Source organism: Arcobacter denitrificans (SeqCode) (assembly GCF_048571185.1).
Lineage (GTDB): Bacteria > Campylobacterota > Campylobacteria > Campylobacterales > Arcobacteraceae > Arcobacter > Arcobacter denitrificans.
In genome coordinates, this window is record NZ_CP182350.1 from 189,089 (window position 1) to 208,925 (window position 19,837).

Genomic DNA, 19,837 nt, shown 5'->3' on the forward strand with positions numbered 1-19,837 from the left:
TATGAACAAAGTCTTACTTTTTTTATCAATATTTATAATCTCATCAATTCAAGCTAGAGAGTTAAACTTAAGCGCATCTGTTATTTCAGATAATGAAAAAGTAATTTCTAGTAGAAATATGGGATATATAAAAAGTATAAAAGTAAATGAAGGAGATAAAGTAAAAAAAGACTCCCTACTTTATGAAATAGACTCCATTGAAATTGATAATAAAAAAGAACAAGCTTTATTAAATATAGATATCCATAAAAACCAATATGCAAATGCCAAACTAAATTATGAGAGATATAAAAGACTATATGAAAAAGACTTAGTTTCAAAATTTGACTTTGAACAAATACAATTAAAATATAACACCATATCAAACTCTTTGAAAATAGCAAACTCAAAATTAAAAGAGCTAAACAATCAATACAGATACCTAAAAGTAAAAGCTCCAAATGATGGCTTAGTAATCAAAAAGTCAATAAAAGTAGGAGAGATGGCAATGCCAGGGATACCTGCACTAATTATCTCTGACTTATCAAGTCTTAAAATTATAACCCAAATTAATGAATCAGATTTAAAATATATAAATTTAAATGATGAAGTTGATGTTTTTATTGATTCAATAGAGTATAAAACAAAAGGAAAAGTTGTATCAATAATACCTAGTTCAAATCCTATGACTCATACTTTTACCCTTAAAATTTCATTTAAGAAAAATGAAAAAATATTACCTGGAATGTATGCTAAAGTTTTAGTTTCAATTAAAGAGCAACCATGAATCAAGAGTTTAAACTAAAAAACCCTAATATTGCAGGTAATTTAGCAAAAACCTTTATAAATCATCCACTTACTATGATTTTAGGTATTGCTATTTTACTTTTGGGATATTTTTCTTTAGTATTTACCCCAAGGGAAGAAAACCCTCAAATAAAAGTTTCAGGAGGAGCTGTTATTGTTCCTATGCCTGGAGCAAAAGCTGATGAAATACAAAAAATAATCATAGAACCCCTTGAAAAAAAAATAAAAGAGATAAAAGGAGTTGAAGATATTTATTCATATGCAAAAGACTCTGTTGGAATCGTACAAGTTAGATATTTAATAGGAGAAGATAAAGAGGAGTCTAACTTAAAGCTTTATGACCAAGTAATGAGGAATATGGACTTAATGCCAAAAGGTGCAATGCAACCTATCATAAAAACTATGGATATAGATACAGATATCCCTATAGCTACTATTGCTTTTTATGCAAAAGATAAAAGTATCTCACAAACAGAACTTTTTAATAGAGTAAATAAATTAGCAAAAGAGATAAATGGCCTTGAAAACGTGGCTTTAGTAGATTTAAAGGGTGAAAAGAAAGAACAATACAATATCTTAATAGATGCAAATAGATTGAGTGCTTATGGCTTATCTTTAGGGCAAGTGAGTGAAGCAATAAAGGGACTATCTTATGAAACACCCGATATCCAAGGAAGAACAACTTCAGGTGAAATTTTAACTTTTGGTATTAAAAGTGCCATAGAAAATGAAAATGATTTAAAAAATATAATTATCACTTCTAAATATGGATCACCTATTTATTTAAGTAGTATTGCCACAATAAAAAGAAGCTATGATATCCAAAATACAAAAGAGGCCTTTATTTATACAAAAGAACTAGGTGAAAAAGTGCAAATCACCCTAACTGCATCTAAACTAAAAGGTGCAAACTCAGTAACAATAAATGAGAGTATTTTTTCATATTTAGATAGTATAAAGAGTGAACTAGATAGTGAGCATATAGGCTATGTGATTACAAGAGATGATGGATTTACAGCTAATAATGCAGTAAATTCTCTTATAATGAACCTTGCTATATCCATAGTAATTATATTTTTCTTACTTGTTTTTTCCCTTGGATTAAAAGAAGCAATAATAGTATCTATAATGGTTCCTATGATTTTAGCTTTAACATTATTTGTAGGTTATATTTTAGATGAGACAATCAATCGTATTACACTTTTTGCTCTTTTAGTTTCCCTAGGTATGCTTGTTGATGCTGCAATTATTGTAATAGAAAATATACATAGACACAGAATCACACAAAAAGACAAAAACAAATCCATAGAACAAATCACATTAGAGGCTACAAATGAGATAGGAAATCCTACAAATATCGCAACTATAGCTATTATCATGACTTTTATACCTATGTTTTTTGTAGGTGGAATGATGGGTCAGTTTATGCACCCTCTTCCTGTATTTGTGCCTATATCTCTTGTCATGTCTTTATTTATAGCATATATTTTCACCCCTTATTTAGTTAAGAAATTTTTGTAGGATAATTGATGAGAAAATTTAATTTAGAACAATTTATTTATGATATTTTAGAAAGTAAGAAAAAATCACTTCTTGTTTATCTTATAACTTTAATTTTATTTCTAATAAGTATTGCTAGCTTTCCTACTGAAATTGTAAAGGCTAAAATGCTTCCAGGAAAAGATGCAGATACTTTTTCTATATATGTAGATTTAAAAGATGGTTCCTCAAAAACACAAACAAAAGAAGTAACAACATGCATAACAAATGAGCTTAAAGATATAGACCTAATCACATCAATATCTGTATTTTTAGGAGAAGGACAGCCCTTAGATTTTGCAGGAATGGTAAAAGGGAGTGCATTAAAAAGTAAAGAAAACCAAGCAGAAATAATGGTAAATATTAAAAAAGCTACTTTTAGAGATATTTATTCTTATAACCTAGTAAGTAATCTGCGAGGCAATATTCAAAAGCAGTGTTCTATTTATGATGCAAATATAAAGTTTATAGAACTACCAGCAGGGCCTCCAGTTCTTGCGGCTATTGTTGCAGAAATTTATGGGGGAAGCAGTTTTGATTCAAGACGAGAATTTGCACTAAAAATTGAGAAAATACTAAAAAATCAAAAAACCTTGGTAGATATAGACACCTTAGCAACGCAACCACATTATAAATACTCTTTAATCCTTGATTCTACAAAAGTAATAAAAAGTGGAGTTAGTCTATCTCAAGTAAAAAATATACTCTACTTAGCTTTTGAAGGTATGCAAATAGCTTATGTAAATGAAGCTAAGGCAGAAAATCAAATACCTCTATTTTTAAGGTTGGATGACAGTAGACTTTTAGAAGAAAAATCAATAAATGAACTAAAAAGTAAACTATCAAGCCTAAAAGTTATAAATCAAAATGCAGATATGGTCTCTCTGGGAGAGTTTGTAAAAATAGAAAAAGTCTTACAAGAGCCAGAAATCACCTCAAAAAATTTAGAAAATATGATAAATGTAATTGCAGAGACAAACAAAGAGAGTCAGATATATCCACTTCTTGATGCAAGAGATGAGATGATAGAGAATTTGTCAAATGAATACACTATCACAAAAGTCAATATGCTAAACCTAGAGTTTAAAGATAAAAATACAAATGAAACCTTTAAGCTTATCTGGGATGGAGAGTTAAAAGTTACTATTGATACCTTTATTGATCTTGGTGGCGCATTTATCATTGCACTTGTTCTTATCTTTTTTCTAATGGTTATATATTACAAAAGTTTTTCTCTATCAGGTGGAATAGTATTATCTAGTTTTATATCTATTGTTGGAGTTATTTTTGCTCACTTTATTATGGATATTTTTACGAATGATACCTTTTATTTAACTGCAACTTCACTTATTGGATTTATTGGGCTTATTGGAATCAACTCAAGAAACTCTACTCTTATCATTGATTTTTCAAAACAGTTGATTGTGCAAGAAAAGATGGAAATAAACAAAGCCATAGCCCAAGCAACAGCAACAAGATCAAAACCTATTATACTAACCGTTCTTACGATGGTATTTGCTAGTTCACTTTTAGCTACAGATGCTGTCTTTGGTGGTTTAGGGGTAGCACTAATTGGGGGAACACTAATATCTTATATTGTATCAATGTTTTTTGTACCAGTTATAATTAAAAACTCTATAAAAGATATTTTATAGGGTTTTAACTCATCTCATTCATATGAACAATTTTTTTTGATAATTCATCTATTATATTTTTGTAAAATAGAGCTTTTCCACTATCTTGAGTTACTTTTAGAGTAAAAATTAGAACAAGGGCACCATCATTAGATGTTTTTATAGTGGTAGTTCTATCTTTGCCTGTAATAGCCCTCATCTCACCAAAAAGTGTAGGCTCTTCTATAATTGTAATTTTTCTCTCTTTATAATTTTGTAAATCTTTTTTCAAGATATCTAAACTTCCAGAGAGTAAATAATAAATATCTTTATTTGAAGCATCACCCTCTTCAAATATAAGCTCATTTGGCTTAAATTGAACAATTCTAACATTATCAATAAGTTCCACAATATTTTGATTAGTTAAACCTGAAAAAAAAGATATTTTACTTTTTAATAAAAGCAATTTATCCATTGCAGTACTTGTTTTCTTTTGAGCTGGATTCATACTAATTCCTAATAAAATTAAATAACTTTTTGATTATACATTATTTTCTCTTGAAAAAATCATTTTTATGATTATTAAACTATTGTATTATAATTAAAGCAAATATTTTATATAATCTATAAAAAATTATAAAATTGAGTATAGATGAAAAAAATAATAATTCTACTTTTCATATTAACAAACATCCTATTTGCAAGTATAGGACAAATAACAGCCTTAGTTGGTGAGATTAAAATATCTAGAGACTCAAAAGAACTCTTAGCAAAGCTAGGTGAAGAACTAGAAAAAAATGATGTTATTAACTCCTCAAAAGGTGCAAAAGCTCAAATTACTCTTGATGATAATACTATTATTACTATTGGACAGAACTCTACATTAAATATCTTTGATTATGTCTTTGATGAAAGCAAACCAAAAGACTCAAAAGCAAGTTTTGGTTTTATGAAAGGTTCATTTAAATCTATTACTGGAAAAATTGGAAAGATAAACAAAGATAGATTTAAACTAAAAACAAAAAGTGCATCTATAGGTATTAGGGGAACTACTATCATAGGTAACCAAAGAATGATTGCTTGTACAGATGGGGCTATTTCTGTAAGTGCCAATGGAGTTACAGTAAATGTAGGAAAACAAGAGCTTACAAAAACACCAGAAGGTCAAGCACCTACTCCTGCTGAACCTCTTACACCAGAGACATTAAATACATTAGAAAAAGAGTCTAATGGTGGTAACGATAACGGTGAAAATACTGATACTGGAAACAGTAATGATGGTGGAGATGGAGAAGAAAGTAATAACGAAGGTGGAAACACTGACGATGAAAATGGAAATGATGCTGGTGGTGGAGTAACTTCTCCAGATGTAGAAGCTCCTGACACTAATGATGATGATAAAAAAGATGATATTGACAAAGAAGTTGATACTTCTAAAAATTCAACTAATTCATATACTGGAAAAGAACTATCAACAAAATCAAACGATTATGAATATGAACTTACAGATACAAAAGCAACATACTCAAGTACTAATGAGAAGCTAAATATAAGTGAAATGGATGCAATTAATACTTCTTCTGATTCAACTACTTCTGGAGTATTTACTCAATTGTCTTTTGATGATGTTAATAATTATGGACTTATTGCTGAAAAGTTTATCAATGAAGATGGAAATAATTACGTAATAGAAGCTGACAAACTTGGTGAATTTATTGTAGGACACAATACTAGTGAATATGGACAGGATTTATGGTATTTAGGAACTAATGCAAATCCTTCTGCTCTTGATACATCAAAAATTTATGTGTACGATGACTATGTATCATTAAAAGTAGATATAAATGGTGGTATGGCTACAAATGCCATTACTGAAAACCCTACTGGCTTAATTTTTCTAAATAGTTTAACAAAAAGCATAGCATATCTTGATAAAGATAAATATGAAGAAGGTGCAAGTTATGATGGTGGTCATTTAAATAGTGATGGAACTTTTACTTTAAAAAGTTTATCTAGAAATTATTTTATTGATATCAATACTAATACTACTGATACTACAAATAGTTCAAACGTAGAAGGTTCACTATATGGTAGTGAAAATCAAGGCATAGGATACAATATAGATGAAAATATAACTGTTACAAATAGTGATACGCTTAATTCTTATATTTCCACTGATATTAGCAGTAGTAAAACTGTTGGAGCTGCTTTCTTATCAACTAGCTATTCAAATACAAATACAGATACTGTGACTTTAAGTGGTACAAGTTCAGGAATATATGAAAATGCACCTACTACAAGTAACCAAAATGTTAATTTAACGGTAAATCAAAGTACTGGAGATATAAGTGGTTCTATTGGAAATCAAAACTACGATGGCAATGTAGATGATTTAGCCTCATATTTTATAACTGAAGATTTATTTGCAGTAATGGCATCAACAGGAGATGGATACTTAAATGCTCTTCCTGATATGGTAATTAGCGAATCATATACAGATAGCGAAGGCGTTGTGTCATACCATGATAACATATATATGGTAGATGATGGAAGTTCATGGGGATACTGGTATACAACTGATAACTATACTAATCTAAGTGGATATTCAACTTGGGTTGCAGGAGTTGAAACATCAACTAGCTATATGAATAATATAACTGATTCTAATGCATCAACAACAAGTATATCATTTAATGGACATATTATTGGAGCTGTAAAATCTAATACAGATAATAGTTTAGATCCAATAGTATTTGATTCAAATAACTATGCCAACTTTAATTTTGATTTTGGTGGTGGAGCTGATAATTTTACTGGAAGTATAGGCTTTAAAACAGAAAATGCTCAACAATGGGCTGTTTTAATAAATAGTGGTACAGTTACTGCCACAAGTTTTTCTTCTACAGATATTACAAAAGATGCTAACCAAGCTTCAGCTGTGAGTATTACAGGAGGGAGTATTAATTCTGGGAAATATTTTGATTCAAACATACAAAGTGTTGGTGCAAATGTAACTTTAAACAACAGTTCATACACTGCATCAGGTGTTGTTAAAGCAAAAGCACAATAAAATATTATTTATATGGTTTTAGCATTATTTTTAGCAGAATTAATAATTTTTGATAAAGCTTACATTAAATATAATGATTCACTTTTACTAAAAAAGAGGACTAATGATTAAAAAAATATTACTTTCAACGTCAGTTATTACGACACTTTTACTGGCAAATGAGTCATTTACCTCTTATGATCAGGCTATTAAACTTTTTAAAGAAAAAAAATATAAAGATGCCTATGAAATATTTCATGCTCTTTCAAAAAATGATTTAGGAAATCAAACACTAAATTTTTATCTTGGAAGGAGTGCTTATGAGCAAGGAGAGTATGATTTAGCCATAAGTTACTATGATAGAATACTTTTTGCCCAACCCAATAATTCAAGAGCAAAACTAGAGATTGCACAAAGTTATTTGATGTTAAAAAACTATGTTCAAGCTATAAAAGAGTTTGAAAATATTTTGATTGATACTAAAATCCCTCCAAGTGTAAGAACTAATGTACAATCAAGGCTTGATTATATAAATAATGCTATGCAAAAACATTTTTTCAGTGGAGCCTTAATTTTTGATATTTTATATGATTCAAATGTAAATAATGCTGCCTCTGAAGGTAACTATTCTGTTTATGTACCTTCTTTATCAAGTAACTTATCTCTTTCAAATAATGGAAATGAAGAGTCTGATTATTCAGCTGATACAATTGCTGTGTTAAATCACGTATATAAATATAAAGAGAATATGACTTTAAATAATAACTTGGTCTTATATGCACAAGACTATGATACTAAAAAAGATAGTAATATAGAACTTATCTCTTTTTCTTCTACTCCAACATACTTTGTAGGACAAAATAAATATTCTACTGGTCTAGGACTTGATTATGTAAGACTAAATGATAAAGACTATTTAAAAAGTTATAATCTTACTTTTTCAAACTCACATATTTTCACACAATTAGTTCTAAATGATATATCATTTAAAATGAGTAAAAAATCATATGATCAAACAGCAGATAAAAATAAAGACTCTTATGTTTTTGAACTTAAAAATGCCTATAAACATAAAACCAATGACTATGGACTTTTTACTTTAAATACAATATTTAATAAAGAAATAGAAAGAAAAGAGACAAGAACTGATGTGAGTAAAGAAACATTTGAACTTAATCTACAAAATAGTTTACCACTTCCTGCAAAATATACATTAAATACTAAACTTGGCACAAAAAAAGTGATTTATACAGACCAAGATGTTAACTTTTTAAATAGAAGAACGGATAAAACTCATAGTTTTGAATTAGGTTTCACAAAATCTTTATCTAAAAACTTAATACTAGGACTAACAGGAACATTTACAAATGTTCTTTCAAATCAAGCTCCTTATGACTATAGTAAACAAAGCGTTAAGTCTACGTTAATCTATACATTTTAATTTTATTTAGCTTAATAAAATCAATTAAAACTTAAAATTAAATTAAAATACCCTTCATTTATAATAGGATTTAATGGACTATTCTTTTGGAGGCTCCAAATGAAAAAAATAATAATTCTACTTTTCATATTAACAAACATCCTATTTGCAAGTATAGGACAAATAACAGCCTTAGTTGGTGAGATTAAAATATCTAGAGACTCAAAAGAACTCTTAGCAAAGCTAGGTGAAGAACTAGAAAAAAATGATGTTATTAACTCCTCAAAAGGTGCAAAAGCTCAAATTACTCTTGATGATAATACTATTATTACTATTGGACAGAACTCTACATTAAATATCTTTGATTATGTCTTTGATGAAAGCAAACCAAAAGACTCAAAAGCAAGTTTTGGTTTTATGAAAGGTTCATTTAAATCTATTACTGGAAAAATTGGAAAGATAAACAAAGATAGATTTAAACTAAAAACAAAAAGTGCATCTATAGGTATTAGGGGAACTACTATCATAGGTAACCAAAGAATGATTGCTTGTACGGGGCTATTTCTGTAAGTGCCAATGGAGTTACAGTAAATGTAGGAAAACAAGAGCTTACAAAAACACCAGAAGGTCAAGCACCTACTCCTGCTGAACCTCTTACACCAGAGACATTAAATACATTAGAAAAAGAGTCTAATGGTGGTAACGATAACGGTGAAAATACTGATACTGGAAACAGTAATGATGGTGGAGATGGAGAAGAAAGTAATAACGAAGGTGGAAACACTGACGATGAAAATGGAAATGATGCTGGTGGTGGAGTAACTTCTCCAGATGTAGAAGCTCCTGACACTAATGATGATGATAAAGGTAATGAAATTGATAATGAAATTGATAATGAAATTGATAATTCTACTACAATTGACCTTTCAGGTTATGATAACAAAGGTTATATAAATGCAGAAATTTACAGTAGTGGTGACCTAACTTCAATTCTCTTAGGTAATATAGGTGTAAATACAGAGTTAGACATGTATCAAGAAGATGTAGTTACTGGTTATAAAATATACTTAAACAATTCTCAATTTACAAATATTGACACAGTCGAACTAGATGGTAGTTTTGAGAGTCCTATTACTAATGAGGATATAATGAGATGGGGAACTTGGTATTCCTCAGATTATGACGAATATAATGGATATATAGGCTCATGGATTGCTGGTGTTCAAACTGCAGAAACAATAGTACAAGATATGATAGATAGCCAATCATCAACACAAGCAATATTTTCAGGTGAAGTAATTGGTGGAATAGTAATAGATAGTAATTCAAATGCATATAATGTATCTAATAGTTGTGTAAATTTAACTTTTGATTTTGGTACAGGAAGTGGATCCATTTCAGCAGGTGGTATCACAATGGATTACACAGATATTAATTCAACTCATACAGTAAGCATTGATATAGGAAGTAGTACTGTCCAATCTAATGGATTTACAGCAGATTTATCAGTAGGCAGTTCAGGGACAGGTACCTTAACTGGGGCTTTTTATGGTGGAACAAATCAATCAATTGAAGCTATTGGTGGTTCATTTAGTGTAACAGATAGTTCAGGCACTTCAGGAATAAGTAGCGCTTCAGGGTTGATTAAAGCTACCCCCTAGCACAATAACTATTTTAAGATTGATTAGAGTGTTTGTATTATAAATCAAACACCATAGCCACTTCATCACAAACTGGGAAATGTTTACATCGAATACAGTCAGCCCAGATTTTGTGTTCAGGTATTTGGTCTTTTTCTATGACTCTAAAACCACAGCCTTCAAAAAAACCTTGCTCATAAGTCAAAGATAGAAGTTGTTCTAAGCCATAAAACTTAGCCTCTTTTATACAGGCTTCAACTAGTTGTTTTCCTAGTTTTAAACCTCTAAACTCTTTTGATACTATCAAACTTCGCACTTCTGCAAGTCTTATAGAGTGTATGTGAGTTGCAGCAAAGCCAGCAAGCTTGCCATCAACTTCTACTACAGTATAAGAGCGTATTGTATTAGCCATCTCATCTTCTGTTCTAAGTAGAATTGTACCCTTCTCTACTTCACCTTTTACAAGGCTCTGCATAGCAAGAATATCTTTTGTTGTTGGTTTATAAAATCTAATTTCCAAACAAATATCCTGTTATTTTTTTCTCAAGGTCACTAATACCTCTTTTTTTAAGATTTGAAATAAAAATACCATCTGGGTACTCTCTTTTTAATTTTGCTAAATCATTTTGTTTTAACTTATCAGTTTTTGTAAAAGCATGAACTATTATTTGGTCGCCTCTTTTTATCTTTTCTAAAAAATCATCAACACTTTTATCAATCTCAAGCTCTGGATGTCTTGCATCTACTAAGTGAATAAACATCTGTAAGTTTGGTCTTTTTTCTAAATAACCTGTAAGGTTTCTATTCCATTCTGCTTTTATACTTTTAGAAACTCTTGCATATCCAAATCCAGGTAAATCAACAAATCTTGCATATAAATCAGCTGGCATATCATTGTCTTCATCTGTTTTAAACTTAATATTAAAATAGTTTATAAGCTGCGTCTTTCCTGGTGTTGAAGATGATTTTGCTAGACCTTTTCTATTTGTAAGAGTATTTAATAAAGAACTTTTTCCTACATTACTTCGCCCCAAAAATGCTATCTCTGCTACATCTGGACCTGGCGAATCAGCTATACTTTGAGCTGATTGCATAAAAGATGCTTCTACTATTCTCATTATTTACTCTCAACTTTTTGCGTAGTTTTTGAAGGTTTATCTTCTTTTTTCTTAGTATTATTATCAGCTAAGTCAATAATAAATCTTACTGGCTTATCTTCACTTCCACTAACCTTTGCTTCACCACTTATTTGGTTGATTACAATTTTATTACCAAAAAGTCTTTTATCTTCACTTACCTCTTTTAAAAAACCATTTCCTGTAATAACATACTGCATCTTTTTTGGTTCATAGACAACTTTGTCACCTTTACCTTCGTATGATTTATCTGCTGTTTTTACTTTGAATTTTACATTTCCAGTTGCTATATATTTTAAAGGTTCTCTTTTAGCATTTGCTTTTTTTTCACTTAGGTATACATCTAATCTATCAGACTCTAATTCATCTTTTGCTTTTACCATTTTTACATTACCTGTAAAAATCGATAAACCTTTTTCATCATAAGCTTCAAAGTTATTTGCATCTATTATTAGCTTTTCTGCAAATAAAAAACTACAAAATATACTAATTATTAAAAAAATTCTCATTTATTACCTTTGTTATTATTATCCATCAAAATCTCAAAATGTGTATCTTTTGACTTAAAAACTGATTTGTTTGTATCAAGATACAAGGCTTTACCATTTATTGTACTATTGTTATAAATACCATCAAACTTAATTGTATTTGTTGCAATCTTTTTAATTCCATCATAAAAAAGCTCATCAGTATTTAAAAGTATATTATTCTCTCTATTATATTTTACATTGTTTAAAAACTTATATTGTTCTAATCTTTTAATAATAACATCAGATTCAATATAATCTGTTCCATTATCAGCTCGTCTTAATATAATTTTTCCATCATACATGATGTCTTTTGTCTTATACTTCATAGCTCTTTTAGAGTTTACAATTCTTTCAAGATTATCCACATTGAAAGTATACAAAGTAGAATCTTCAAATACTATTTGAGGCTGTTCTTCATTGTTTTTATCTTTTTCTTTAGGTGCAATTCCTACTATTGCAGATACTAAAGATATTACTAATATTGCATAAGTAAAATAGTTTATTGCCATAGTTTAATAAATTCCTCTTCTAAACCATCTTCTTTAAAGATGTATTCCATCATCTCTCGTACTGCCCCACTGCCACCTTTATGTTCACAAACTACATTTACTATCTCTTTAATATATTTTGAACCATTTTGTGGAGTAAATGATAATCCTGCTTTTTTTAACATTTTATAATCATTTAAATCATCACCAATTGCAGCTACTTCATGCCAAGAGATTCCCTCTTTTTTTAGAATATCTGCTAAAACTTCATCTTTATTATGAACACCTTGATAAAGATGCTCTATATTTAAATCTTTTGCTCTTCTTTCTACTAAAGTTGATTTACGCCCTGTAATAATAGCTGCTTTCTTAGCAAACTTTTTTGTCCATACTGCAATAGCTAAACCATCAGAAACATCAAAAGATTTTATCTCATCGCCATTGTTTGTATATGTAATTTTTCCATCAGTTAATGTACCATCAACATCAAGAACAATTAGCTTTATCATAAAACACCTTTTGTACTAGGAATTCCCAATCTTTCATTTTTAGCCATAGCTCGTCTTAGAGCTACTGCAAAAGATTTAAAACTAGCTTCTAGTATATGATGTTTATTTCTTCCTCTTTCTACAATAATATGTGTTGTAAGTCCAGCATTCATAACTAAAGCATGGAAAAACTCTTCAGCAAGTTCAACATCAAAATCCCCTACTTTTCCACTTACATTTACTTCATAAACCAAAAAAGGTCTATTTGATAAATCTAAGGCACAAGTTGCTGATGCTTCATCCATAACTACAGTTGCATTTCCATACCGCTCGACTGCTTGTATTGGAAAGATATCCTCTTTTAAAGCCTTTCCTAAAACAATACCACAATCTTCCACTGTATGATGTGCATCTATGTGTAAATCACCCTTGCAAATCAGCTCAATATCAATACCACTATGCTTTGAAAGTGCTTCCAACATATGATCAAAAAATCCAACACCTGTATTTATGTTTGATTTTCCACAGCCATTAATATCAGTTTTACAAGATATATCTGTCTCTTTTGTTTTTCTTTTTATTTCAGCCATATTTTTTCCTATTACTCTGCAATTACCATAGCACCAGCTAAAGAATTTTTCTCTTTGAAGTCTCTAATCTCTTCTTCAGACCTAAAGCCACTAATCCAAACTCTATTTATATCTTTATTATTTACAATACCTTTTTTAATTATAACATCATATCTACTATCTAATATCATTTTAAATTTATTTTGAGTTATTTTAGCACCAGCATACTTACTAAATGCCCCTACTTGTAAATAGTATTTACCAACACTTGCCACTTCTTCTTTCTCTTCTTTTGTTTGGGCAATTTTAGCATGGAAACCCAAAACTGTAATCCTTACCATGGCAGTCCCTTTTGCCACCATATCTATATCACGAGCTGCTTTATTTGATAAATCAATTATCCTAGTACCTACAAAAGGTCCTCTATCATTAACTCTTACAATAGTTGATTTTCCATTTTCTAGATTTTCAACTTTTAACATAGTATTCATAGGTAATGTTTTATGTGCAGCTGTTGCTTTGTACATGTTATAAATCTCACCATTTGAAGTAGGTTTTGCATGAAAGTTTGGTCCATACCATGATGAAATCCCCTCATGAGTATCTCCCACTTTTGCCAAGGTAGGATAATACCACTTTCCAAAGACTTTGTAGGGTCGCATTGTTGCTCTGTGCATTGCCTTAGAATTTTTTATCTTTTCTTCAGGAACATGAATACTACTTCTATCTTTTTTAAATATATTATAATTACTATATTTATAACTTGAAGTAGAAAAACATCCAGTAAACAAAAATGTTATTATAAGTGCAATACTTAATTTTATAAGACTATCTATACGTAATAACAAGTTTATCTCCTTTTTTAATGAGGCTAGTTTTTAAATTATTGTCATTCATTAATTTATCTAAATCAATTCTATGCATTTTTGCAATTGATAAAAGAGTATCTCCATTTTTAACATAATAATTTTTAGTTTTTAAGCTTGTACCTTCAACAAAAGGTATTACTAATTTTTGTCGTAATGCTAATCTATTGCTTTTAAGTTTATTGAAACTTTTTATTGCTTTATATGAGATTCCATATTTTTTACCAATATCATATAAGTTGTCACCTCTTTTTACTATATGAACTTTATATTTTGTTGCTTCTATGTTCATTTTGTTTTGATTAAATATAGATAATCTACTATAAGGAATATATATTTCATAATCCTCATTATAAGTAGGTATTACATTTCGTACAATATGCTTATTTAACATTTTTAAATCTCTATATTGCATACCTATAGCACTTGCAATATTTTTCAAATGTAAGCCACCCTTTACTTTAACTGTGGCAATAGGCGAAGTAACTCCGATATTTCTAATGTGAGTGTAATCATTTTCAGTAACAAAACTTTGATTATTCATCATGGCAAGTGAGATGATTTTTCTTATGTAGTTTCTACTCTCTTCTGGCAGATATTGTCTTCTAATCTTTTTTTGCTCCATTAAAAGTTCATAAATATCTGGTTTTACATCCCAAGTTATAATCTCTTTATAGATATTATTTAACTCTCTAAATCTAACTCTTTTTTGTTGATAAAGACTAATAGTTCTTCTATATTTTTTTATCTCTTTAGATTTATCATTGTTTTTACCATTTTCATCTTCATACATATCAATAGTAGCTCTTGTGATTGCTTCTATTACTCTTCCTTGTCCACAGTTGTAAGCAACAGCTGCTAAGTACCACTTACCAAATTGTCTATGTAGATATTTTAAATGTTTTGTCGCAGCATAAGTTGATTTAACAATATCCATTCTTTCATCAACATATATGTCATTTTTAAGTCCAAGATTTTTTGCAGTTCCATACATGAATTGCCACATTCCTGTTGCTCTTGCTCTTGACTTTGCATCAAGTGTAAAACTTGACTCCGCCATAGCTAGATATAAAAAAGTCTCAGGTAAGCCCTCTTCTCTTAGTATATCTTTAACTTTTGGTACAAATAAAGATGCTCTATTAAACCTATTAACGTATCTACGTTGAATATTTTGAAGATATCTATTATATGTTTTTTGTAACTTATAATCTGTAATGTAAGCTGGGTCAATATCTAGCTCTTTTAAGATTTGCAAATCCCGTTGGGAAAAGTTACTACCTATTAGCGATGCATTCGCACTTATAAAAAGAGTGGTGATTATTAAAAGAATTTTAAACAATTATCTATCCTATTTATGTAAATAGTAGAGATTTTATCTAAATTATGCTAGAAAACTCTTTAAATAGTTTTTTTGCATTGTTAGTAGTCAAATTTTGAACCTCTTCATCAGAGATATTTAGAAGTTCAGATATCTTTTGAGATACAAACTTTGTGTATAAAGGTTCGTTTCTTTTCCCTCTATTTGGGTGAGGTGTTAAGTATGGAGAATCTGTTTCAATTAAGAGTTTTTCCAATGGAATTTTGGGTAATACTTCCACAAGTTTTTTTGCATTTTTAAAAGTTAAAACTCCACCTATTCCAAAATAAAAATTATGTTCACTTAAACTTAGTAGATGTTCACTTGCATTGTAACAATGTAAAACACCACCAACATCTTTTGCTCCATATTTTTCTAAGATTATTTTTGAATCATTTGAAGCCTCTCGAACATGTACAATCAAGGGTTTTTTTACTTTTTTTGCAAATTCAACTTGTGAAATAAAAACCTCTTTTTGTAGCTGTTTTTCTTGAATTTTTTTATCTTCATTCTCAGGTAGCCTAAAATAATCTAGTCCACACTCTCCTATTGCAATACACTTAGGGTGGTTAACATACTCTTTCATAACATTTTCATCATAAGAAGAGGCATCATAAGGATGAATTCCAACAGAGAAAAAAACTTCTTTGTATTTTTGGGCTAGTTTAATCGCTTGAGGTAAGTCCTCAAAATCTGCACCTGGAATTAAAAAACCTTTAATTCCATTTTCTAGTGCACGAAGTATTACTTCATCTACATCTTCATAGTATTGTTCTGTGTCTAAGTGACAGTGAGTATCAATAATTATGATAAAAACCTTTTTTTCAATACACTAATTAATTCATTGATTTTAGATATATCTTCATGTTTAATCCATGCATCTATTCCAAAGTTTTTAAATGCATCATAATCATCTTCATCATCTAAAATTGCAATAGAAACAAACTTATCTTTACATGAAGCTGATTTATTTTCTTCAAAATCAAATATTGAATTAATATCAATTAGCGCAATATCTCCATCTCCTGATGTCTCTTCATAGCTTTCAACTGTAAAAGAAGGGTCTAATAATTTTGTATCAATATTGCAAAAAGTTACTATTTTCATGGTTTTACCTTTTTAATTTCTTAACTCAAGTTATTTTATCTAAAAAAAAATAAAAACTACAATATGTATCTTGTAGTATCTTCATCTTTTACGATATCTGATAGTTTTTCTTCAACTAATTGTTTTGTTATTACAATAGTTTCACCGCTTTTTTCATCAGCATCAAAACTTATATCTTCAAGAACTTTTTCAATAACTGTATGAAGTCTTCTTGCTCCAATATCTTCAGCTTTTTCATTTGCACCAACAGAAAGATGGGCAAAAGCACGTATGGCACTATCTTCAAACTCTAAAGTTACACCTTCAACATTTAGTAAGGCTTTGTACTGTTTTAATAAAGAGTTTTTAGTATTTGTTAATATTTTATATAAAGCTTCTTCATCAAGTGGGTTTAATTCAACTCGAAGAGGAAATCGTCCTTGTAATTCAGGTAATAAGTCACTTGGCTTACTTACATGAAAAGCCCCTGCAGCTATAAACAATATATGGTCTGTTTTTACTTGTCCATATTTTGTTTGTACATTACTTCCTTCAACTATTGGTAATAAGTCTCGCTGAACTCCCTCTTTGCTTGGATCTTGATTTTGATTGTTTTTTCCAGAGGCTATTTTATCTATTTCATCAATAAATATTATTCCACCATTTTCAACTCTTCTTAAAGCTTCATGTTTAATAGACTCTTGATCTATTAGTTTTTCACTTGCTCCACTTCTCAAAAGTTTTCTGGCGTCTTTTATTTTTACTTCTTTTTTAACTTTATCTTTATTTAGTGAGCCTAACATATTGCTTAAGCTCTCTTGCATAGATGTCATATCTAAAGGAAGAGAAGAATCAATAACTTCTACATGAGCTTTTTTAGGAAGTTCTATTTCAATTATTTTTTCTTCAAGTTCACCTTTTAATAATTTCTCTTCCATTTTATTAAATGTTTTAATAAAAGACTCTTTTGAACTTTCACTTGCACTCTCTGGCAAAGGTGGAACAAGTTTTTCTATTATTTGTTTATTTACCTCTTGGTCTATCCCGTCTTGTATTTTTTCTTCATACTCTTTAGTTACTAAGTCCATTGAAGCAAAAACTAAATCTCTTATCATAGACTCTACATCACGCCCAACAAAACCAACTTCAGTATATTTACTAGCTTCTACTTTTACAAAAGGAAGACTCATCATTCTTGCTAATCTTCTTGCAATCTCAGTTTTACCAACACCTGTATTACCTATCATAAGAATATTCTTAGGCATAATTTCTTCTTGGATTTCTGGGTCTAATTGCATTCTTCTATATCTGTTTCTAAGTGCTAATGCAATGGTTTTTTTGGCATCATCTTGACCAATAACATAATCATCTAGAAATTTTACAATCTCTTTAGGAGTCATATTCATTTGTACTAATCCTCTATTTTCAATAATTTAATATTTTGATTTGTATATATACATAGTTCCCCTGCAATCATTAGTGATTCTTTCACTAACGCTTCAGGGTCTAAGTTTGAGTGTTTTTGAAGTGCCCTTGCAGCAGAAATAGCAAAGTTACCACCACTTCCAATTGAAGCTATCATTCCATCTTCTGGCTCAACTACATCACCAGTTCCTGATAAAATAAAAATATGTTCTTTATTTAAAACTATCATCATAGCTTCTAGACGTCTTAAAACTTTATCTTTTCTCCACTCTTTAGAGAAAGCAATTACAGCTTTTAATAAATCACCTTTTGTGTTTTCTAAATGGTCTTCAAACATATCAAAAAGATTGAAAGCATCAGCTGTACTTCCTGCAAACCCGGCTAAAATCTTATCTTTATATAGTGTTCTTATTTTTGTAGCATTACCTTTTAAAACAGTATTTCCAAAGGTAACTTGACCATCACCACCAATTACTGCTTTATCTTTTGCCCTATAAGCTAATATCGTAGTTGCATCAAACATATTTTATTCTGCTATTACATCAAATTTAAGTGTTCCATGAATTCCATGTCCCAATTTACAATCTGCCTCAAAAATACCTTCAGTTTTTACTTTTGATTTTAAAGTAATACTCTTTTTATCTAAATCAATATCTGCTTGTGCTTTTAATACTTCACTAATCTCTTTATTTGTAACAGACCCTATTAAGTGTCCATTTGCTCCAATTTTATGTTTAATTGTAAATTTTTGAGAATCAAGCTTTTTTGCAATCTCTTTTGCTGTTTCTATCTCTTCAGCTTCTTTTTGAGCTTCTCGTCTCATTTGAGCTTTGTGTTTATTTAAAACTTCATTTGTTGCAAGTAATGCTAAACCTTTTCCTATTAAAAAGTTTTTCCCATATCCATCAGAAACCTCTTTTACTTCACCAGCTTTACCAGTACCTTTTACATCTTTTATTAATAATACTTTCATAATATATTCTCCAAATTTTAAATAGTCAATATGATACTATAATATTTTTGAAGTAAATATAAATGTGAAAGTGAAGGTATAAATTTAACTTGCTAGTTCTTCAAGTGAGGAACTATGTTCTCTTATATTTCTTTTTTTAACATAGTTATTTAGTCCAATATGGTTGTTATATCCTAAAAGTTTTGCTATTTTTCTAACTGACAATCCTACACCTAGAAGTTCTTCTATTTTATCTCTTTGCTTGTCAAATTTAGATTTTTGAATAGTACCTTTTGGTTTACCTAGACTTTCGCCTTTTAGTTTTTTTGCAGTTAGAGCCTCTTTTGTTCTTAGACTCATTAAATCTTTATCTAAAGATATTGTCATTGAAATTACACCTAGAACCATTTTTGTCAGCATGTCATCATTTGAAACTAAATCTAAGTTTTGTTTGATGACAAGTATACGTATTTTACTCTCTAATAAAAACTTAACTATCTCTAAAATTCTCTCTACTGTTCTACCAAAAACATTTAAATCATAAACTAATAGTGTTGAGTTCATTTGACATGATTTAAGTAGTTCTAAAATATTTTTCTCTTCATCTGGAGCACTAATTTCAACCTCAATGTTATGAAAAATTTCCATATTATGTTCTTTGACATAAGAAATTATTCCATCTTCTTGTAACTTTGTATATGAGTTATTATTTTTGTTAATTCTTAAGTATGTGAAGACTTTTGACATTGATTATCCTTTAGACAATTAGTATAACTAAAATGAAATGTATTATACAAAATGATTACTTTACATTTATTTATAGTAATACAAAATGTTAACATTCCATTTATTAATATTAGCTTAAATTTAGTAATTTTTACGCTTAATTGTAA

General features: G+C 29.4%; 22 protein-coding genes. 7 read left to right on the top strand and 15 right to left on the bottom strand.

The window, feature by feature from the left end; translation table 11 throughout:
• Position 1 precedes the first annotated feature (1 nt).
• The 3 genes from ACNI28_RS00995 to ACNI28_RS01005 are packed head-to-tail and all read left to right on the top strand — an operon-like array spanning position 2 to position 3,980.
• The gene (locus tag ACNI28_RS00995; RefSeq protein WP_419764981.1) at positions 2-766 is read left to right on the top strand and encodes an efflux RND transporter periplasmic adaptor subunit; all 765 of its coding nucleotides are present in this window, start codon (positions 2-4) and stop codon (positions 764-766) included.
• Positions 763-2,307, top strand: a complete 1,545-nt coding sequence (locus ACNI28_RS01000; protein ID WP_419764982.1) for an efflux RND transporter permease subunit — start codon at positions 763-765, stop codon at positions 2,305-2,307. The genes ACNI28_RS00995 and ACNI28_RS01000 overlap by 4 nt, the downstream gene beginning before the upstream one ends.
• Before the next feature lie 8 nt (positions 2,308-2,315).
• Positions 2,316-3,980: an efflux RND transporter permease subunit gene (locus ACNI28_RS01005; RefSeq protein ID WP_419764983.1), complete on the top strand. Its 1,665-nt coding sequence runs from the start codon at positions 2,316-2,318 to the stop codon at positions 3,978-3,980.
• A gap of 4 nt (positions 3,981-3,984) precedes the next feature.
• Here the strand turns inward: ACNI28_RS01005 and ACNI28_RS01010 are convergent, their stop codons facing one another.
• A complete protein-coding gene (locus ACNI28_RS01010; RefSeq protein ID WP_419764985.1) occupies positions 3,985-4,446 on the bottom strand; it encodes a cyclic nucleotide-binding domain-containing protein in 462 nt (153 codons plus the stop codon).
• Between the two features lie 144 nt (positions 4,447-4,590).
• On the opposite strand from ACNI28_RS01010, the gene ACNI28_RS01015 reads away from it, so the two are divergent.
• The 4 genes from ACNI28_RS01015 to ACNI28_RS01030 all read left to right on the top strand — a co-directional run bounded on the left by ACNI28_RS01015 (position 4,591) and on the right by ACNI28_RS01030 (position 10,068).
• A complete protein-coding gene (locus tag ACNI28_RS01015) occupies positions 4,591-7,008 on the top strand; it encodes a FecR domain-containing protein (RefSeq protein ID WP_419764986.1) in 2,418 nt (805 codons plus the stop codon).
• Positions 7,009-7,111: 103 nt separating this feature from the next.
• Complete coding sequence (locus ACNI28_RS01020; protein WP_419764987.1) at positions 7,112-8,428, top strand: tetratricopeptide repeat protein; 1,317 nt, start codon at positions 7,112-7,114, stop codon at positions 8,426-8,428.
• A 99-nt stretch (positions 8,429-8,527) separates the two neighbouring features.
• A complete protein-coding gene (locus tag ACNI28_RS01025; RefSeq protein ID WP_419764988.1) occupies positions 8,528-8,977 on the top strand; it encodes a FecR family protein in 450 nt (149 codons plus the stop codon).
• Complete coding sequence (locus tag ACNI28_RS01030) at positions 8,956-10,068, top strand: ICP22 family protein (protein WP_419764990.1); 1,113 nt, start codon at positions 8,956-8,958, stop codon at positions 10,066-10,068. Before ACNI28_RS01025 ends, ACNI28_RS01030 begins: the two co-directional genes overlap by 22 nt.
• Positions 10,069-10,105: 37 nt before the next feature.
• Here the strand turns inward: ACNI28_RS01030 and ACNI28_RS01035 are convergent, their stop codons facing one another.
• The 14 genes from ACNI28_RS01035 to ACNI28_RS01100 all read right to left on the bottom strand — a co-directional run bounded on the left by ACNI28_RS01035 (position 10,106) and on the right by ACNI28_RS01100 (position 19,691).
• Entirely contained in the window at positions 10,106-10,567 is a 462-nt protein-coding gene (locus ACNI28_RS01035; RefSeq protein ID WP_419764991.1) for an N-acetyltransferase, read from the bottom strand.
• The gene (gene yihA, locus ACNI28_RS01040) at positions 10,557-11,165 is read right to left on the bottom strand and encodes a ribosome biogenesis GTP-binding protein YihA/YsxC (protein WP_419764992.1); all 609 of its coding nucleotides are present in this window, start codon (positions 11,163-11,165) and stop codon (positions 10,557-10,559) included. The genes ACNI28_RS01035 and yihA overlap by 11 nt, the downstream gene beginning before the upstream one ends.
• Positions 11,165-11,692 (bottom strand): lipopolysaccharide transport periplasmic protein LptA, encoded by a 528-nt coding sequence (gene lptA / locus ACNI28_RS01045; RefSeq protein WP_419764993.1) that lies wholly within the window; start codon positions 11,690-11,692, stop codon positions 11,165-11,167. Before lptA ends, yihA begins: the two co-directional genes overlap by 1 nt.
• Positions 11,689-12,222, bottom strand: a complete 534-nt coding sequence (locus ACNI28_RS01050) for a hypothetical protein (protein WP_419764994.1) — start codon at positions 12,220-12,222, stop codon at positions 11,689-11,691. The genes lptA and ACNI28_RS01050 overlap by 4 nt, the downstream gene beginning before the upstream one ends.
• Complete coding sequence (locus ACNI28_RS01055) at positions 12,213-12,710, bottom strand: KdsC family phosphatase (protein ID WP_419764995.1); 498 nt, start codon at positions 12,708-12,710, stop codon at positions 12,213-12,215. Before ACNI28_RS01055 ends, ACNI28_RS01050 begins: the two co-directional genes overlap by 10 nt.
• The gene (gene hisB / locus ACNI28_RS01060) at positions 12,707-13,279 is read right to left on the bottom strand and encodes an imidazoleglycerol-phosphate dehydratase HisB (protein WP_419764996.1); all 573 of its coding nucleotides are present in this window, start codon (positions 13,277-13,279) and stop codon (positions 12,707-12,709) included. The genes ACNI28_RS01055 and hisB overlap by 4 nt, the downstream gene beginning before the upstream one ends.
• 11 nt (positions 13,280-13,290) lie before the next feature.
• Positions 13,291-14,106, bottom strand: coding sequence for a septal ring lytic transglycosylase RlpA family protein (locus ACNI28_RS01065; RefSeq protein WP_419764997.1), 816 nt, complete (start codon positions 14,104-14,106; stop codon positions 13,291-13,293).
• Entirely contained in the window at positions 14,087-15,379 is a 1,293-nt protein-coding gene (locus ACNI28_RS01070) for a lytic transglycosylase domain-containing protein (RefSeq protein WP_419764998.1), read from the bottom strand. Before ACNI28_RS01070 ends, ACNI28_RS01065 begins: the two co-directional genes overlap by 20 nt.
• A gap of 121 nt (positions 15,380-15,500) precedes the next feature.
• The gene (locus ACNI28_RS01075) at positions 15,501-16,289 is read right to left on the bottom strand and encodes a TatD family hydrolase (RefSeq protein ID WP_419766434.1); all 789 of its coding nucleotides are present in this window, start codon (positions 16,287-16,289) and stop codon (positions 15,501-15,503) included.
• Positions 16,286-16,588 (bottom strand): hypothetical protein, encoded by a 303-nt coding sequence (locus tag ACNI28_RS01080; protein ID WP_419764999.1) that lies wholly within the window; start codon positions 16,586-16,588, stop codon positions 16,286-16,288. Before ACNI28_RS01080 ends, ACNI28_RS01075 begins: the two co-directional genes overlap by 4 nt.
• Before the next feature lie 56 nt (positions 16,589-16,644).
• On the bottom strand, positions 16,645-17,973 hold the full coding sequence (gene hslU, locus ACNI28_RS01085) for an ATP-dependent protease ATPase subunit HslU (RefSeq protein ID WP_419765000.1): 1,329 nt from the start codon (positions 17,971-17,973) through the stop codon (positions 16,645-16,647).
• A gap of 5 nt (positions 17,974-17,978) precedes the next feature.
• Positions 17,979-18,515 (bottom strand): ATP-dependent protease subunit HslV, encoded by a 537-nt coding sequence (gene hslV, locus ACNI28_RS01090; RefSeq protein WP_419765001.1) that lies wholly within the window; start codon positions 18,513-18,515, stop codon positions 17,979-17,981.
• Positions 18,516-18,518: 3 nt separating this feature from the next.
• On the bottom strand, positions 18,519-18,965 hold the full coding sequence (rplI, locus tag ACNI28_RS01095; protein WP_419765003.1) for a 50S ribosomal protein L9: 447 nt from the start codon (positions 18,963-18,965) through the stop codon (positions 18,519-18,521).
• A gap of 84 nt (positions 18,966-19,049) precedes the next feature.
• On the bottom strand, positions 19,050-19,691 hold the full coding sequence (locus tag ACNI28_RS01100) for a recombinase family protein (RefSeq protein WP_419765004.1): 642 nt from the start codon (positions 19,689-19,691) through the stop codon (positions 19,050-19,052).
• Between the last annotated feature and the right edge of the window lie 146 nt (positions 19,692-19,837).

What these genes read in the sequence shown, in the direction of transcription:
- ACNI28_RS00995 (WP_419764981.1), top strand. Translation starts at nt 2, where the DNA reads ATGAACAAAGTCTTACTTTTTTTATCAATATTTATAATCTCATCAATT.
- ACNI28_RS01000 (WP_419764982.1), top strand. Translation starts at nt 763, where the DNA reads ATGAATCAAGAGTTTAAACTAAAAAACCCTAATATTGCAGGTAATTTA.
- ACNI28_RS01005 (WP_419764983.1), top strand. Translation starts at nt 2,316, where the DNA reads ATGAGAAAATTTAATTTAGAACAATTTATTTATGATATTTTAGAAAGT.
- ACNI28_RS01010 (WP_419764985.1), bottom strand. Translation starts at nt 4,446, where the DNA reads ATGAATCCAGCTCAAAAGAAAACAAGTACTGCAATGGATAAATTGCTT.
- ACNI28_RS01015 (WP_419764986.1), top strand. Translation starts at nt 4,591, where the DNA reads ATGAAAAAAATAATAATTCTACTTTTCATATTAACAAACATCCTATTT.
- ACNI28_RS01020 (WP_419764987.1), top strand. Translation starts at nt 7,112, where the DNA reads ATGATTAAAAAAATATTACTTTCAACGTCAGTTATTACGACACTTTTA.
- ACNI28_RS01025 (WP_419764988.1), top strand. Translation starts at nt 8,528, where the DNA reads ATGAAAAAAATAATAATTCTACTTTTCATATTAACAAACATCCTATTT.
- yihA (WP_419764992.1), bottom strand. Translation starts at nt 11,165, where the DNA reads ATGAGAATAGTAGAAGCATCTTTTATGCAATCAGCTCAAAGTATAGCT.
- lptA (WP_419764993.1), bottom strand. Translation starts at nt 11,692, where the DNA reads ATGAGAATTTTTTTAATAATTAGTATATTTTGTAGTTTTTTATTTGCA.
- ACNI28_RS01050 (WP_419764994.1), bottom strand. Translation starts at nt 12,222, where the DNA reads ATGGCAATAAACTATTTTACTTATGCAATATTAGTAATATCTTTAGTA.
- ACNI28_RS01055 (WP_419764995.1), bottom strand. Translation starts at nt 12,710, where the DNA reads ATGATAAAGCTAATTGTTCTTGATGTTGATGGTACATTAACTGATGGA.
- hisB (WP_419764996.1), bottom strand. Translation starts at nt 13,279, where the DNA reads ATGGCTGAAATAAAAAGAAAAACAAAAGAGACAGATATATCTTGTAAA.
- ACNI28_RS01080 (WP_419764999.1), bottom strand. Translation starts at nt 16,588, where the DNA reads ATGAAAATAGTAACTTTTTGCAATATTGATACAAAATTATTAGACCCT.
- hslU (WP_419765000.1), bottom strand. Translation starts at nt 17,973, where the DNA reads ATGAATATGACTCCTAAAGAGATTGTAAAATTTCTAGATGATTATGTT.
- hslV (WP_419765001.1), bottom strand. Translation starts at nt 18,515, where the DNA reads ATGTTTGATGCAACTACGATATTAGCTTATAGGGCAAAAGATAAAGCA.
- rplI (WP_419765003.1), bottom strand. Translation starts at nt 18,965, where the DNA reads ATGAAAGTATTATTAATAAAAGATGTAAAAGGTACTGGTAAAGCTGGT.
- ACNI28_RS01100 (WP_419765004.1), bottom strand. Translation starts at nt 19,691, where the DNA reads ATGTCAAAAGTCTTCACATACTTAAGAATTAACAAAAATAATAACTCA.